General features: G+C 40.7%; 19 protein-coding genes. 18 read left to right on the forward strand and 1 reads right to left on the reverse strand.

Features of this window, described 5'->3' with window-relative positions; all coding sequences use genetic code 11:
- The first annotated feature begins 627 nt into the window (after positions 1 to 627).
- The 5 genes from CTH_RS06815 to CTH_RS06835 are packed head-to-tail and all read left to right on the forward strand — an operon-like array spanning position 628 to position 4,567.
- The gene (locus CTH_RS06815) at positions 628 to 819 is read left to right on the forward strand and encodes a 4Fe-4S dicluster domain-containing protein (RefSeq protein WP_242946622.1); all 192 of its coding nucleotides are present in this window, start codon (positions 628 to 630) and stop codon (positions 817 to 819) included.
- Positions 820 to 822: 3 nt separating this feature from the next.
- On the forward strand, positions 823 to 1,959 hold the full coding sequence (locus CTH_RS06820) for a 2-oxoacid:acceptor oxidoreductase subunit alpha (protein ID WP_078664383.1): 1,137 nt from the start codon (positions 823 to 825) through the stop codon (positions 1,957 to 1,959).
- On the forward strand, positions 1,953 to 2,771 hold the full coding sequence (locus CTH_RS06825) for a 2-oxoacid:ferredoxin oxidoreductase subunit beta (RefSeq protein WP_078664384.1): 819 nt from the start codon (positions 1,953 to 1,955) through the stop codon (positions 2,769 to 2,771). The genes CTH_RS06820 and CTH_RS06825 overlap by 7 nt, the downstream gene beginning before the upstream one ends.
- Before the next feature lies 1 nt (position 2,772).
- Entirely contained in the window at positions 2,773 to 3,351 is a 579-nt protein-coding gene (locus tag CTH_RS06830) for a 2-oxoacid:acceptor oxidoreductase family protein (protein WP_079906853.1), read from the forward strand.
- The gene (locus tag CTH_RS06835; protein WP_143311767.1) at positions 3,305 to 4,567 is read left to right on the forward strand and encodes a HEAT repeat domain-containing protein; all 1,263 of its coding nucleotides are present in this window, start codon (positions 3,305 to 3,307) and stop codon (positions 4,565 to 4,567) included. Before CTH_RS06830 ends, CTH_RS06835 begins: the two co-directional genes overlap by 47 nt.
- Here CTH_RS06835 and CTH_RS06840 read toward each other — a convergent pair.
- Positions 4,564 to 5,481: a DUF2225 domain-containing protein gene (locus CTH_RS06840; protein WP_078664387.1), complete on the reverse strand. Its 918-nt coding sequence runs from the start codon at positions 5,479 to 5,481 to the stop codon at positions 4,564 to 4,566. The two genes, CTH_RS06835 and CTH_RS06840, sit on opposite strands and share 4 nt — an antisense overlap.
- Before the next feature lie 145 nt (positions 5,482 to 5,626).
- Between CTH_RS06840 and queD the strand changes: the two genes are divergently transcribed.
- From queD to CTH_RS06905, 13 genes are all read left to right on the forward strand, one after another.
- Positions 5,627 to 6,037: a 6-carboxytetrahydropterin synthase QueD gene (gene queD / locus CTH_RS06845; protein ID WP_078664388.1), complete on the forward strand. Its 411-nt coding sequence runs from the start codon at positions 5,627 to 5,629 to the stop codon at positions 6,035 to 6,037.
- On the forward strand, positions 6,018 to 6,575 hold the full coding sequence (locus CTH_RS06850; RefSeq protein WP_078664389.1) for a DUF366 family protein: 558 nt from the start codon (positions 6,018 to 6,020) through the stop codon (positions 6,573 to 6,575). Before queD ends, CTH_RS06850 begins: the two co-directional genes overlap by 20 nt.
- Positions 6,575 to 7,309, forward strand: a complete 735-nt coding sequence (locus CTH_RS06855; RefSeq protein ID WP_107753388.1) for a 7-carboxy-7-deazaguanine synthase QueE — start codon at positions 6,575 to 6,577, stop codon at positions 7,307 to 7,309. Before CTH_RS06850 ends, CTH_RS06855 begins: the two co-directional genes overlap by 1 nt.
- A gap of 13 nt (positions 7,310 to 7,322) precedes the next feature.
- Entirely contained in the window at positions 7,323 to 7,883 is a 561-nt protein-coding gene (gene folE, locus CTH_RS06860) for a GTP cyclohydrolase I FolE (protein ID WP_078664391.1), read from the forward strand.
- 21 nt (positions 7,884 to 7,904) lie between these two features.
- On the forward strand, positions 7,905 to 8,084 hold the full coding sequence (locus CTH_RS06865) for a YpmA family protein (protein WP_078664392.1): 180 nt from the start codon (positions 7,905 to 7,907) through the stop codon (positions 8,082 to 8,084).
- Positions 8,085 to 8,092: 8 nt separating this feature from the next.
- Positions 8,093 to 9,376 (forward strand): ArsB/NhaD family transporter, encoded by a 1,284-nt coding sequence (locus CTH_RS06870; RefSeq protein ID WP_078664393.1) that lies wholly within the window; start codon positions 8,093 to 8,095, stop codon positions 9,374 to 9,376.
- A gap of 11 nt (positions 9,377 to 9,387) precedes the next feature.
- Complete coding sequence (gene surE, locus CTH_RS06875; protein WP_078664394.1) at positions 9,388 to 10,155, forward strand: 5'/3'-nucleotidase SurE; 768 nt, start codon at positions 9,388 to 9,390, stop codon at positions 10,153 to 10,155.
- Positions 10,156 to 10,266: 111 nt separating this feature from the next.
- Entirely contained in the window at positions 10,267 to 10,728 is a 462-nt protein-coding gene (locus CTH_RS06880; protein WP_079933628.1) for a hypothetical protein, read from the forward strand.
- Positions 10,729 to 10,751: 23 nt separating this feature from the next.
- Positions 10,752 to 12,233, forward strand: a complete 1,482-nt coding sequence (locus tag CTH_RS06885; protein WP_107753392.1) for an AAA family ATPase — start codon at positions 10,752 to 10,754, stop codon at positions 12,231 to 12,233.
- A 71-nt stretch (positions 12,234 to 12,304) separates the two neighbouring features.
- Positions 12,305 to 12,811 carry a CinA family protein gene (locus CTH_RS06890; protein WP_078664396.1) on the forward strand — a complete coding sequence of 169 codons (507 nt, stop codon included), beginning with the start codon at positions 12,305 to 12,307 and terminating at the stop codon, positions 12,809 to 12,811.
- 3 nt (positions 12,812 to 12,814) lie between these two features.
- Entirely contained in the window at positions 12,815 to 14,419 is a 1,605-nt protein-coding gene (locus tag CTH_RS06895) for a DEAD/DEAH box helicase (protein ID WP_107753394.1), read from the forward strand.
- Between the two features lie 74 nt (positions 14,420 to 14,493).
- Positions 14,494 to 15,519: a recombinase RecA gene (recA, locus tag CTH_RS06900; RefSeq protein WP_078664398.1), complete on the forward strand. Its 1,026-nt coding sequence runs from the start codon at positions 14,494 to 14,496 to the stop codon at positions 15,517 to 15,519.
- Entirely contained in the window at positions 15,512 to 15,994 is a 483-nt protein-coding gene (locus CTH_RS06905; RefSeq protein WP_078664399.1) for a regulatory protein RecX, read from the forward strand. The genes recA and CTH_RS06905 overlap by 8 nt, the downstream gene beginning before the upstream one ends.
- Positions 15,995 to 16,095 lie beyond the last annotated feature (101 nt).

Genomic DNA, 16,095 nt, shown 5'->3' on the forward strand with positions numbered 1-16,095 from the left:
TAAATGGTTATATATGTTTACTAACGAATGTACTGACATCTGGACAGGTAAAAAAAACTCTTAGCGAAAAAAATAATGAAAATTCCATATTATCTAGCTATATTGTTGGTAAGAAGAGAGCGAAAGGATGAGGTCTATGAGCCAGTGGTGTAGAATTTGTGAAGAACCTCTAGAACGTCCTAAAGACCGTTCGATTTGTGACCGCTGTGAAAGTCAGGTTGATCGACAAGCCCGAAGTAGCTGGTCGCCATTAACTGCTGAAGTAGTTAGACAGAGACTACGTCAAAAAGGTTATCAAAGAGCTAGTAAAAAGTCAAATTCCAGTTAGAAAAAAGGCCGGAGCCTGGGGCTCCGGCTTAGTTTTTGAGGAGGGACAAGAGGGAGCGGTATAAAATGTAGAGGGTGGCGCCAACTCCTGCCAGGAACAGGAGTAGGGCAACAACTTTGGCCATAAACATCACCACTAACTATTGTTGCCCTGGTAATGACAATATATGCGCCATACAAAAAATAGGTGTCAAATATAAAGTATGTAAAAAAAGTTTTCAAAAAATACAAAATTATCTTGTTGTTCTGCTAATAAAGACATTATAATTAAGTATAGAAAGAGAACGGGGAGGGGAAAAAGTGGTTAAAATTGAAATTAACAGTCGCTGGTGCAAAGGTTGCGGTATTTGTGTAGCTTTTTGCCCACAAAAGGTCCTGGAACTATCTCTTTTGGGAAAGGCAGTGGCTGTAAGTCCTGAAAAATGCATTAACTGTAAAATGTGCAGTGAACATTGCCCTGATTATGCTATTGAAGTGTTCAAGGAGGAATGAGGGGTGAGCGGGAGAAAACTGGTACAAGGCAACGAAGCCTGTGTCTATGGGGCACTGGCTGCGGGAGTTAGATTTTATGCGGGGTACCCGATAACCCCGTCTACCGAGATTGCAGAAATGATGGCAACTGAACTGCCAAAATATCAAGGCACATACATCCAGATGGAAGATGAAATTGCCAGTATGGGGGCGGTATTAGGTGCGAGTATGGCTGGAGTAAAAGCCATGACTGCGACCAGCGGCCCAGGCTTTTCCTTGATGCAAGAAAATATTGGCTATGGTTATATGGCAGAAGTCCCTTGTCTGATAGTAAACGTGCAGCGCATGGGGCCAAGTACAGGCGTCCCGACGGCCCCTGGTCAGGCTGATGTACAACAGGCACGCTGGGGCACTCATGGAGATCATCCAGCCCTTGTACTTACCCCCTGGAGTGTAGAAGAATGTTATACCCTGACTAAAAAGGCGGTAGAGCTCAGCGAACTACTATCTATGCCAGTTATCTTACTTATGGATGAAGTTATTGGACATATGCGGGAAAGCATAAATATAGCCGAAGAATTAAATTTCGCTCAAAAGGCAGAGCGAGCACTTCCTGCTCTTTCACCTCAAGAATATCAGCCCTATCGGGCCGATGAAAAAGGGCGAATTCAGCTGGCACCTTTTGGGCATGGGTATCGTTATCACATAACGGGTTTAGTCCATGATGTTAAAGGTTTTCCTACGAATAACCCCAAACTTATTGAGGAACAGCTCGTAAGAATTCAGCGGAAGGTTGAACTAAACCGACAAGAAATTGAGCTTTATGAAACCTATTATGCTGATGATGCAGATTATCTACTGGTTAGCTATGGTTGTTCTGCCAGATCCGCGTTTGCTACAATGCGCAAGCTAAGAGCTAATGGTTTAAAAGTAGGACTTGTGCGTTTGATTACCCTCTGGCCATTACCGGATAATTCACTTAGGAACATTGTCAAGAATAAAAAAAGAGTTTTTGTTGTCGAGATGAACCAGGGCCAGATTACCAGGGAAATAGGAAGAGTTGTTGCCGGCCTTTGTAAGGTACAGGGCATTCACCGGATTGATGGGGAGCTGATCACACCTAATGAAATTTTGGAAAAGGTGGTGGGATCTTTATGTTAACTGAACTGAAGCCATTTTTGCGGCTGGATCGTTTACCCCATATCTGGTGCCCTGGGTGTGGCAATGGCTTGGTCATGGCAGGCATTATCAGGGCCATTAAAAGGGCTGGCTTGAATCAGGATGAGGTAGTGATTGTTTCCGGCATTGGCTGTTCTGCTCGAGCCAGCGGTTACCTTGACTTTAATACTGTTCATACTACCCATGGCCGGGCCTTAACCTTTGCCACCGGTATTAAACTGGCCAAGCCCCATTTATCAGTCTTTGTTTTAATGGGAGATGGTGATGCATTAGCAATTGGCGGCAATCATTTTATCCATGCCGCCCGACGCAATTTGGATTTGAATGTCATAATATTTAATAACCAGATCTACGGAATGACCGGTGGGCAGGCAAGCCCTATGACACCAGCTACAAGCAAAGCAACCACTGCACCTTATGGACAACTTGAGCAGCCTTTTGACACGGTTGAACTGGCTAAAGGAGCTGGTGCTACCTTTGTCGCGCGTTCAACAGCATATCATACTCAGTTAACCGCAAAGTTTATTGCCGAGGGAATAAAACACAAAGGATTTGCGGTTACAGAAGTGATTACTCAGTGTCCTGTTGCCTTTGGCAGAAGAAATGGAATGGGCAACCCGGCGGATATGCTGAAATGGCAAAAAGAAAGAGCATTGAATATTGATGTAGCCAAAAACCTGGGGGTAAAACCGGAAGGAAAGTTCCTAATCGGTATTTTACATCAGGAGGAGCGGCCTGAACTTGGTGAGCTTATTGCTTCACAAAAGGCCAGATGGCAAAAGGGGGACAACTAGTATGTTAAAAGAATTTCGTTTATCAGGTACTGGTGGACAGGGGATAATTCTGGCAGCTATCTTGCTGGCTGAAGGCGCAACCCGGCAGGGACTAAACGTAGTTCAGACCCAGTCCTATGGACCGGAAGCACGGGGTGGAGCGTCCAAGGCAGAAGTTAAAATAAGTGATGAGCCCATTGATTATCCCAAAGTTGAAATGCCGGAATTATTATTGGCTTTGTCTCAGGAGGCCTATGATAAATATCATAATTCCGTCCAAGAGCGAGGAATCATAATAGTCGATGAGGACCTGGTCCCCCATACAGTTAATACTAATTGCCAGCTGTTCAAGATTCCATTTACCCGTTTGGCTAAAGAAAATATCGGTAAAGAAATTGTAACTAACATTGTAGCCCTAGGCGCGATTGCCGCCTTAACAAAAGAGCTTGATTCCACGTCGATTTTAGAGGCTTTACAGCAAAGAATTCCCAGCCACTTGCTTGATATAAATCTTAATGCCTATAACTTAGGTTATAAACAGGGAGTGCAAGCATATGCGCAATCCCAGACCTTCACCAGACTGGAACAGAATAGCCAATAGTGTACGGGATGTCTGCTTCCATCGCTGGGGGGGACCAAGAAGCCCGTTAGCTGTTGGCTATTTGGAGCAAACCATGCTACCAGATATCCTCTGGTTTTTGCATCGGCTTGAGCCCTGGTGGCATACAGTATTAGCCCAGGAGCTACTAAAGGATAAGTTTGTGATCCAGCATGGTTTCCCCAATGTTCTAGGCCAGGGGATGGCTGAGGAAATATTGGTTGAAATATCACCCTGGCAGACAGAACAGGGCGAAGAAAAGGACCTCTTGTTTCTTTTGTTATCTCCTATTGCGCTTGATCAGCCGATGCATTATTTGACAGAAACTTTTCCTTTGCCAGAGGAAATCTGGGCAAAATTTAAAATGGCCTGGCGGCAACAGTACAATTTCCTCACCAGGTGGCAACCACAAATCCTCGATTTTATTAGATTATGGCAGGACAATAAAGACTTTCAGCTAACCTGGCAATTTAGAACAGAGTTGTGGTTAGTTGGCATCAATTCTGATTGGGACTTTTATCTTAGCCAGCTTATACAACTGGAAAAATGCCGTATAGGTTTGCTAAACAGTCTAGAAGATTCATATGATCTTGACTTGATTCCATCTAATTGGTTAAACCTAAAAGCAGATGGCCAAGTAGAACTGAACAAAACCGGGAGTAAAATAATAACCCCCTGGATTGTAGAAGATATAATAAATACAGTCGAAGACCGTATGTTATTAGGTGGACCAACTCATGGCATCAACTCAGCTATGGGGGTTCTAGCCAGATTATATCCTGAACAAATAAAGTATTTACTAGATTTAATTGTAGATCGTAATCGGCAAGGATGGTTACCTTTGCTGGAAAGCTGGTATGCGAGGGCAGACAAAGAGATAAAAATTTATCTAATTGATGCAATTGGACATTTAGGCAAACAAAAGGCATTACCATTTTTAATCACTGCACTGCAAGCTGATGATGCTTCCATCATTCTGGCAATTTGTGAAACCCTGGCTATGATAGGTGATCGAAGTTGCGGCTTTGCCCTTAGCGCTCTGTTAAAGAACGGCAGTTATATTGTGCAGGAGAAAGTAGTATATACTCTGGCTGAATTGAAATTCACCCCGGCCCTTAAAAGCTTCCAGAAGATGCTTGACGATCCTAACGTTTCTCCAGAGTTAAAAAGAACAATCAAACGTGCAATTCATATTATTAATACACCCTCTTCCAGTTAAAAACTGGAGAGGGTGTTTTTGAATTCATCATAGATGTCCTTGAGATTTTCTGATTTTTGAAGTCTAGTGATCAAGAAACTAAGAAATTCAGATATAGCTTGATGGGGAGGTAAAGGTATTTCTTGCAAAAATGACTTTAGCCAAATGTACTGATTTTCATATAATTTTATGTTTAAATTAATTTCTTTTGGCATAATATTGCCGTTTGCTTGTTGTTGGGCCGAGTTCTTGTTATCTTTTTCCTGTTTTTGTTCTTTAGTAATATACCATTGCTCTCGCGCAAGTCGTTCTACCTCAGGTTCGTTTTTAATTTGGGGATGGGAAACAACTTTACTAAACCAGAAAATGGCTTCATCAAATTTACCCAGTCTGCGTTTTAACTCACCGATTAAATAGAGCTGTCTTACTTCCGACATTTCATTCTGAGTATAACTATTTAAATAGTTTTCTTCATAATGCTTACAGGCTAGTTCCAGAAAAAATATTTCTTTCTCTTGATTTCCCAAAAAACGATAACACCAGGCTGTTCTTAGAAATAGCGGAGCCAATTTATGGGGCGGTTTTTTGCATATTTGCATAGTGCGAATTAATAACTCAAAAGCCATAGCAGCATATGTCCAGTTCGGCTCAAACTTAAATTCAGGGTCCTTAGCTTTTAATATAGGCAGTAAAGTTTTTAGTCTTTCCTTTTCCTCGGAAGGGTGATCGGTTCCAAAAGTTTTGCTGGGAGCAGCATAATGGCATTGGGGACAAACAGCTACTTGATAAAGAAGGGGATTAATACCACTATACTGGGGACAAAAGTCAGAGTCTCTTCCAATAAGGCTATAACTGCTGCTTTTTACCCGATAAACTTCAACTACTGTATGACATATCGGGCAAGTTTTTTTTACGCTGAATATTTGGTTACTCATAGTAAGCCTCCTTTACAAAGAAAAAATTCTACATTAAACGATATTTTCCTCCAAAGTTTTATTTTTTACTTGCAAAAGGAGGGGTAAATGTAGTTATACTATATAGGGGTGGTAAAGTTGGCGCTCAGGACAAGGAGGAAAAAAAGTGTTTGAAGTAGCAATTAAGGAAAGTTTTGCAGCGGCCCATCTCATTAGAAATTATCCCGGGGATTGCGCAAGATTACATGGTCATACCTGGTTTGTAGAAGTAGGTATTTATGGCGAAGAACTGGATGACCTGGGGATGCTAATAGATTTCAGCAAACTGAAACAGATTGTTCGCAGTTATTTGAAAAAACTTGATCATCAATTAATAAATGATTTACCAGAGTTTCGGGAAGGAGAGCTTAATCCTACCGCAGAGAACCTAGCTTTCTATTTGTATCATCAAATAAATCAGGTTATAAAAAAGGAATGGCCCGATAAAAAAATTGCATTAGGATGGGTTAAAGTTTGGGAATCCCCTACAGCATGGGCTATTTATCGGAGGGGTAAAAATGAAAACATATCTGGTTAAACATGAGCTTACATATAATGGAGAACAGCTCTCATCGCTGTTTGCATATCGCAATTTTAGAGTTCAAGGCGATAGTATCGTAGCTTTTATCGGTCCCTGTCGTGTTGAATTATCTGAAATGGTGGATTTAGAAGACGTTTTGGCTCAGGACTGGATATATAGCCCCAGGATGTTACATTTTATTATTGAAATTTTTCATCTAGATCTGGAGAAAATGGTAATTATTCAACGCTTATTCATTGCTATTATTAAAGAACAACTGGAGTATTACGGCGTGAAAGGAATAAAACGTAAAGGAGATGACTTGTATTTAGAAAATAAGAAACTTTCGGTGTCAATAGCTACTCTAAGTCCGGTATCATGCCTGATTCATACTGGATTGAATCTAGAAACAGAAGGAACTCCAGTCGCTACTGTCGGCCTGAGAGAATTAGGGATTGAAAATACTGAAGAATTTGCAGAGCAGGTAATGATCGCTCTGGCAAATGAAGTTGAATCGATTAAGCTGGCCCGCTGTAAAGTAAGGGGAGTTAATTAATGCAAGCAGCTTTTCTGATCGAAATGATGTCATCCTTTCAAGGGGAGGGTACTGTCGTAGGCTTACGCCAGTTATTTCTTCGTTTTGCCGGTTGTAACCTTGCTTGTGCATATTGTGATACCCGTTATTCCTTGCATGCGCAAGAAACCTGGAAAGTTGAATTCCCTCCAGGTACGGGTTGTTGGAACATATTAACAAATCCAGTTACTGTAGAACAGTTGCTAGAACAAATAAAAAAATTTAATCCGGATAAACATCATTCTTTGAGTTTGACGGGTGGTGAACCCCTATTACACTCGGATTTTCTGCAAGAATTTTTACCTAAAATAAAACAAATGGGGTGGAAAATCTATTTAGAAACTAATGGTATACTGGTACATAACCTTAAACAAGTTCTAGATTACATTGACATTATTGCTATGGATATTAAACTGGAATCAGCTACTGGAGCTCCGACCCCCTGGGAAGAGCACCAAAAATTTTTAGAATTAGCGATGAATAAATCCTGTTTTATTAAAGTAGTAGTTAATAGCAGGACGGACAGGCGAGAAATCGGTCAAGTTGCCCAGCTAGGGCCTGAACGTACCATAGCAATTGATATAGTATTACAACCCCAAACTGGTTCAGAATTACCGCCGGCCAATCGATGGATAGAATGGCAAGAAATTTTAAAGCCATTTTATCGGGAGGTAAGAATAATTCCTCAGACTCACAAGATTCTGGGGGTATTATAGAAAGGGTGGAAGTATGGATATCAGAAAAATTGAAACAGCTATGCGAATGATCCTGGAGGCAATAGGGGAGGATCCAGAAAGAGAAGGATTAAGGGATACCCCCAAGAGAGTAGCTCGCATGTACGAAGAGATTTTTCATGGACTGGAAAATGACCCCAGGGAACATTTGCAGGTTTTATTTACTGAAGACCATGATGAAATGGTTTTAGTCAAGGATATACCATTTTATTCCATGTGCGAACATCATTTTTTGCCTTTCTTTGGCAAAGCTCATGTAGCCTATATACCAGCTAAAGGGAAAATAACTGGACTGTCGAAATTAGCCAGGGTTGTCGAAGGGTATGCTAAACGTCCTCAGCTTCAGGAACGTTTGACCAGTCAAATCGCAGATGCTATTATGGAATGCCTTCAGCCCCGGGGCGTCCTGGTAGTTGTGGAAGCAGAGCATATGTGCATGACCATGCGGGGAGTTAAAAAACCTGGCTCATATACAACCACTTCAGCTGTAAGAGGAATTTTTAAAACTAATAATGCTACCCGTGCGGAAGCATTTAGTCTGATTAACAGCAATTAACAAAAGTAAGGAGAAGAGAAAATGAGTGAAATGGAAAAGGATAAACTCATTTTACTGGCAACTAAGACAGTACCTGCTAATCCTGAAATGATCTATATAGTTGATTTTCTTAATAAAAACCTTAAACACAAAAAGGTGATGTTTGGTCTAACATTAAATAAAGAAGAAAAAACTATGACCTTGTCTATCTATGAGGTATAAAGGAGAGAATGGGTATGAATCAGGTTTGGGTAGCCGGGATTGTTTTTCTGTTAACCTATGCTGTGATTATCTCGGAAAAGTTACATAGGACGGTTGTGGCCCTCCTGGGTGCGGCAGTTTTACTTATCATGGGCACACTCTCTCAAGAAACAGCTTTGCATCATATTGATTTCAACACCTTAGGACTGTTGACTGGGATGATGATCATTGTCGGTATAACCCGTCACTCCGGGGTTTTTCAATATTTGGCAATTGTGGCAGCGCGTTGGGCAAAAGGAGAACCTATGGCTATCATGGTGGCATTAGCGACGATCACTGCTGTACTGTCTGCTTTTCTGGATAATGTAACTACGGTATTATTAATCGTGCCAGTCACCTTTTCTATAACTCGAGAACTGAAAATTAATCCAATTCCTTTTTTAATATCCCAGGTGTTGGCGTCTAATATCGGTGGTACAGCTACTTTAATTGGTGACCCTCCTAATATTATGATTGGCAGCCAGGTTAAAGAGCTAACTTTCAATGCCTTTATCTGGAATTTAGCACCAGTAATAATTATTATTTTTATTGTAACAATTTACTTATTAAAATGGATTTACCGTAAAGACTTAAATGTTGCTCCTGAGCTAAAGTCCCGTTTAATGGCTTTTGATCCCTATAAAGAGATTAAAGACCCTTTACTTCTGAAAAAATCCCTGCTGGTTTTGGCTTTAACCATTGCTGGATTTGCTACCCATCAAATCTTCCACCTGGAATCTGCAACAATTGCCATGGCTGGTGCAACCCTCTTGATGTTAATTAGCAAAGTTGATATGGAAAAAATCTTCCATGAGGTAGAATGGCCAACCCTCTTCTTCTTTATTGGACTATTTATCCTGGTAGGGGGGTTGGTAGAAGTAGGAATAATCAAAGCCATGGCTGAAAAATCTCTGGAAATAACTGAAGGTAATCTCACCTTTGCTGCAATGTTAATTTTATGGGTTTCTGCCATTGCTTCCGCCTTTGTAGATAATATTCCCTTTGTTGCTACCATGATTCCGCTCATCAAAACCATGGGCCAGCTGGGGAACATGGGCAATATTGAACCTTTATGGTGGGCTTTGTCTTTAGGAGCATGTCTGGGGGGAAATGGTACCATTATCGGTGCATCAGCCAATGTTATTGTGGCAGGGATGGCTGAACGTCAGGGCTATCCTATGACATTTGTTGGCTTTATGCGAATTGCTTTTCCCCTGATGATAGTCTCGATAATTATCAGCTCAGCATATATTTATCTCAGATATTTGTTATAGGGGGAAAATAAATGCGTATCCTGATCAGCAACGATGATGGGATCTGGGCCCCTGGTCTCAGGGCCCTGGTAGAAGCACTAAAGCCCCTTGGTGAAATTTTTGTTGTCGCCCCTGATCGGGAAAGAAGTGCAACAGGACATGGTATCACTGTTCACTGGCCCCTGAAAGTAGAACAGGTTGATTTTGGCATTACCGGGGTGCAAGCCTGGTCAGTTGAAGGTACACCCGCCGATTGTGTAAAGCTAGGAATTGAGGTTTTGACTGCGGGTAGTCGTCCTGATGTAGTTGTATCCGGGATCAACAAGGGCCCTAATCTGGGCACGGATGTTCTGTATTCTGGCACAGTTTCTGCAGCCATTGAGGCTATTATAAACGAAGTCCCGGGAATTGCTGTCTCATTGGCCAGCTATCAAGACTTCAACTTTGCAGCTACTGGAAAAGTCGCTGCCTACATGGTTGAAAAATTATTGGAACATGGGATTTCAGAAGATACTATTCTCAATGTAAATGTACCGCCACTGCCGCTGGATAAACTGAAAGGAATAAAAGTAACCAGACTGGGTCAAAGAAGATATCAAAATGCTTTTCACGAGCGAAGAGATCCGCGCGGCAGGGTTTATTACTGGATTGGCGGGGAACCGATAGATCTAGATGCCAGTCAAGACACAGATATCTGGGCGATTGAAGCAGGATATGTTGCTGTTACACCAATACACTTTGATTTAACCAATTATAAAATCATCCAGGAAGTAGATGGCTGGGATTTGTCGCTGAAATAAATTGGCATTAACCCCTGAAAAAAACAGGGGTTATTTTTTTTACCTTTATTACCTCTAAAATCATAAAGAAAATAAATAAATCTTTCTTTATAATAATTTTGAGGTGATATTATGAAAAAGGTTATCCTGGTGAATTTGCTCACGGGAGTAATGATTTTTGGACTCTTGTTTTTATATAACCAAAATAATATTGAAAAGCTTTTTAAGGACAATCCTTCTGTAATGCAAGTAAAAGTAAATGACCAGCAAATTAACATTAAGCTTAACTTCTCTTCAACCCTTTCTGAAAACCTGGTTAATATTTTAGAAAATACACCGCCTGATTATAAAATTTATTTTATTTCCGAAAGCAATAAGCAAATTGATACTTTTTGGCAAAAACACAAGAATAAAATATTGGAATTATTAATAAACAGGAAATTAACTGCTGCTGAAGAGCTGGTTCAGCATTTATCACAACAGCGCATACAGGGGCAAATTGTTGTTACCGATAAGGGAACCTTGCTAATTTTGAAACAAAATAAAAATTTCCTGGTGGAATTGATACCGGTAAATTTACTATCAAGCAGCTAATTTCTATGGTGAAGGGGGATATCATGAACAGATTGATTCTATATATAAACGGACCAATACTGGCAATAGGACTTTACACCTGGTTATATGTCCGGGAATATTTTGGTTTGATTTTACTGTTAGCTATATTTGCGCTGGGTTATCAGTACTTGTTAATGAAAAATTTGATACCCGGGTTACCTTTCAGTAACCAAAAAAAGTATGAGCTGGTACAATTCAGCGATATTGGCGGTCAGGAACGCGCTATTAAAGAACTACAAGAAGCTCTGGATTTTCTTAACCTTTCTCAAGAAGTACAAAGACTGGGTATCCGGCCAATCAAAGGTATTTTGTTAACTGGTCCTCCAGGTACCGGAAAAACATTGTTAGCCAAGGCGGCAGCAACTTATACTGATTCGGTTTTTCTTTCTGTTGCAGGATCTGAGTTCGTTGAAATTTTCGCCGGTAATGGTGCCAAAAAGGTACGTCGCCTATTTAATGATGCCCGTAAACTAGCGAGGAAAGAAAAGAAAAGACATGCGGTTATTTTTATTGATGAAATGGAAGTTGTGGGGGGCAAACGAGGCAGAGTTGCCAATCAGGTTGAGTATGACCAAACATTGAATCAGTTATTAGTAGAAATGGATGGCTGCCAACCGGAGGATAGTGTTCACATTCTGGTTATTGGTGCAACCAACCGCCCTGACCTTTTAGACGATGCTCTATTAAGGCCTGGCCGTTTTGATCGCCATGTGGAAGTAAGCTTACCTGACATTAAAGGGCGGGAAGCAATTTTAAAAATACATTTACGCAACAAGCCTGTCAGCCCTGACCTGGATCTATATGCAATTGCTAAACAAACTTATGGTTTTTCTGGAGCGCAATTGGCCAGTGTAGCTAATGAAGCGGCTATCTATGCTTTGCGTTCCGGAAAAGAACATATTGGGCAGGAGGAGTTCTTAAAAGCGATTGACAAAATTCTTTTAGGTGAACACAGAGACACACTATTAAGTGATGCTGAAAAATTCAGAATCGCAGTCCATGAGATAGGTCATGCTTTTATTTCTGAATTTTATTTCCCCAAAAGCATAGCTCAGATTACGATTGTCCCCAGAGGCAAAGCATTAGGCTTTATCAGACAAATACCAGAAAAGGATGAGCCAATCAAAACTGAAAGTGAAATTAGAAAGAAAATCAGGGTGTTATTAGCCGGGGGGTTGGCGGAAGAAACTATTCTCGGTGAAAAGAGTACGGGCAGCAAAGGGGACTATCAACAGGCTCTATTGTACATCAAGGAACTCATTTACTGTGGAATGAGTGGCTTAAAGCTGGTCGATCCTGAAAGGATTCCGGAAGAAATCATAACTGAAAAGATTAATGATATTGCGGAAATGGAATCACAAATAGTTTTGGAGATTTTTAGTAATTATCAAAATGATTTAGTTCAATTAAGCAATATTCTTTTAGAAAAAGAAACTCTAACGGGCGATGAATTTTACAACCTGCTGCCTTCTTTCGGCAAGTAACGCTGAAAGAAGGCTTTTCCATATCTGCGGATTATGATAAAATTATTACATATCAGGCTGGAGGGTAAAAGATGTCGCGTTCTGTAGAGGTTATCAATAAAAAAGTTGCGCAAATTTTAAATCAATATAGCATGAGATTAGCGGTTGCTGAATCCTGTACAGGTGGATTATTAGCTGCCAAGATTACCGATCTTCCCGGCAGTTCTGAATATTTCTCGGGCGGTATAGTGGCTTATGCCAATGATGTTAAAGTAAATTTATTAGGCGTTAAAACAGAAACTATCGAAAAGTATGGTGCTGTCAGTTCCCCTTGTGCCCGGGAAATGGCAAAGGGAGTAAAGGAACGACTTGGAGCTGATTGCGGAATTGCTATAACAGGCATAGCAGGACCGGGTGGAGCTACCCCTGATAAACCAGTGGGACTAGTTTATTTTGGTATTGCAATTGCAGAGTTCACCTATGTGGAAAAGCAGTTCTTTAAAGGCGACCGGGCAGAAATACGTAAAAAAGCAGCTGCTCACGGTTTGAAATTGCTTTACCAGATCATAACAAATAGATACCTTAATGAAAGGAGTTAGTAAATGTCACAGGAAAAATACTTTTTTGGAAATTTACAATTAAGCAAAAACGTATATCGCGCTATCAAAGAAATGGGGTTCGAAGAGCCTTCGCCAATTCAGACCCAGGCAATTCCCCCCTTATTAGCCAATAAAGATGTTATTGGTCAAGCTCAGACTGGAACAGGGAAAACTGCTGCCTTCGGTATTCCGATTGTGGAGAAAATCAATCCTCGCTATAAAGGAGTACAGGCATTGGTTTTAACTCCTACCCGGGAATTGGCCATCCAGGTTGCTGAAGAAATTAGTAAGATTGGCAAGTTTAAAGAAGTAAAAACTTTGCCGATTTATGGTGGACAACCTATTGAGAGACAAATTCATGCCTTGAAAAAAGGGGTACAGATTGTCATTGGAACTCCTGGCAGGATATTAGACCATTTAAATCGTAAGACTCTAATTCTTAACAATGTCAAGATGGTGGTTCTGGATGAAGCTGATGAAATGCTGGATATGGGTTTTATTGATGATATCCAGACCATTTTTGAATTTTTGCCCGAAACAAGACAAACATTATTGTTTTCAGCAACTATGCCCGTACCGATATTGAGTTTGGCTAAAAAATACCTTAATGAACCAGAATGGATTACTGTTAGCAAAGATGAACTCACAGTACCATTAATTGAACAAATCTACTATGAGGTAAGAGAAAACGAACGCCTTGCAGCTTTATGCCGGATCTTAGATGCCTCTCAAATTACACAGGCTATTATTTTTTGTCGGACTAAAAAAGGAGTAGATGACTTAGTAGGTAGTTTACAAGCCCGAGGCTATGCGGTAGACGGATTGCATGGTGATTTAACTCAGAGCCAAAGGGATAAGGTTATGAACTCTTTTCGTCTAGGAAAACTGGAGTTTTTGGTAGCTACTGATGTGGCTGCCCGCGGGATCGATGTGGACAATGTCAGTCATGTTATCAATTATGAAGTACCACAAGATCCTGAATCCTATGTGCATAGAATTGGTCGTACCGGTCGGGCTGGCAGGCAAGGCACTGCTATAACCCTGGTAGTTCCCCGCGAATATAAACAGCTAAGACTGATTGAAAAACTTGCCAATACTTCGATTCGCAAGGAAAAGCTGCCTACTCTGGCTGACATAGCTGAAAGAAGAAAAGAAAATGTAATTGCTCGAATTGAACAAATTGTGTCCAATTTGAAACTCGAAGATTACTATCCGATCATTGAAGAGCTAACAACCAGATATGAGCTAAGGGATATTGCGGCTGCTCTATTATTTGGGTGGATTGAGCCTGCAGAAACTGTAGTCAATGAAATCGAGGACAATGATGACGATTCCTTGTTCCAGAACACCGGAGCGGGTCCAGGCATGGTTCGATTCTTTATCAATGTTGGTAAAGAAGATGAAATTACTGTTAAGGATTTAATTTCTTTTATTGTTGAAGAAGCTGGCATTGAAGAAAAACAAATTGGTAACATTCGTTTGCTGGGCCGCTTTAGTTTTGTCGAAATACAGCAGGATATTGCTGAAAAAGTCTATTACTGTTTGCAAAAAACTTATTTAAGAGGACGCCGAATCAATGTCGAACCTGCTCGGAATCGCCAGAAATAAAAAGCTTGACCAGGGAAATGGGAACTGATAAAATAAAAACAAACATCCGTTCAGGGGATGGGAGGAAAAAATAAATGGATAAACAAAAAGCACTGGAAATTGCACTGAGTCAAATTGAGAAGCAATTTGGCAAGGGAGCGGTTATGCGGTTGGGTGAAGCCAGTAATAAAATGAATATTGAAGTAATACCTACTGGTGCCCTCTCCCTTGATATTGCATTAGGGGTAGGCGGAGTTCCCCGCGGTCGGGTGGTAGAAATCTATGGCCCGGAATCATCCGGCAAAACCACTGTTGCTCTGCATATAATTGCAGAAGCACAAAAGAACGGCGGTATTGCAGCTTTTATCGATGCTGAACATGCTTTAGATCCGGTTTATGCGAGAAAGCTAGGGGTTGATGTAGATAACCTGTTAGTATCACAGCCTGATACTGGGGAACAGGCCCTGGAAATCGCTGAATCATTAGTAAGAAGCGGTGCTATTGATGTGCTGGTAGTTGACTCAGTTGCAGCTTTAGTCCCCCGCGCTGAGATTGAAGGGGAAATGGGAGACTCCCATGTAGGTTTACAGGCCCGACTAATGAGTCAGGCTTTAAGGAAATTAACTGGAGCCATCAGTAAATCCAGATGCACTGCTATCTTTATCAACCAAATCCGTGAAAAGGTTGGGGTCATGTTTGGGAACCCGGAAACCACCCCCGGTGGTCGGGCTTTAAAGTTTTATGCTTCCGTCCGCCTGGAAGTTAGAAAAGTTGAGGCCATTAAACAGGGTAATGATGTTGTAGGTAGCAGAACAAGGGTAAAAGTAGTAAAGAACAAAGTTGCTCCTCCCTTTAAACAAGCGGATTTTGATATTATGTATGGTGAAGGTATTAGCAGAGAAGGGAACGTAATTGACCTTGCAACGGAAATAGATATTATCAAAAAGTCCGGGGCCTGGTATTCCTACGAAGGAGAGCGTTTAGGCCAGGGCCGGGAAAATGTTAAAGAATATTTAAAGGAGCATCCCGAGCTGTTACAGGAAATCGAAGAGAAAATTAAACAAAAACTTCTGGCAGGGGCTGATATAACAAGCCCAGCGGAGGTTATCCTAAATGAATAACATAGAAAATAAAAGTTTCAGGGCTGCTTACCAGGCGGCCCTGAAATTATTAGCCTTAAAAGATCGTACGCGCAAGGAAATAACCGAAAAATTAAAAAGAAAGGGTTTTTCTTCCGATTTAGCAAATCAGGTTGTTAGCCAGCTGGAGGAAGAAGGCCTGGTAAATGATTGTAAAGTGAGCCAAACCTATTTCAACGAGCTGTGGAATTATAGTAATGCTGGTCCAACAAAAATATTAAACAAAAGCAAAGAGAAAGGATTGGATCAAGAATTTATTAAAGCAATGATAAATAATCTAACTGAAGAAGAGCTAAAAACAAAAGTTAAAAATATTATAAAAAAACGCATGAAACAAGGAGATAATAAAGCAAAGCTAAGAATATATCGTTATTTATTAAATCAGGGTTTTTCTTACTCACTAATCAACAGAGCCTTTGCTGAGTTAGGGTATAACTTGACAAATCAGCAGGAATAATTTACAATCTTTTAAGAGTGGCATACTCTATCCACAGGAAAAGGCATAACATTGACCGAGAAATGCTCGGTGTTTATTTTTTTATCCATTGGAGGTGACGA

Source organism: Carboxydocella thermautotrophica, from assembly GCA_003054495.1.
In the GTDB taxonomy this organism is placed as follows: domain Bacteria; phylum Bacillota.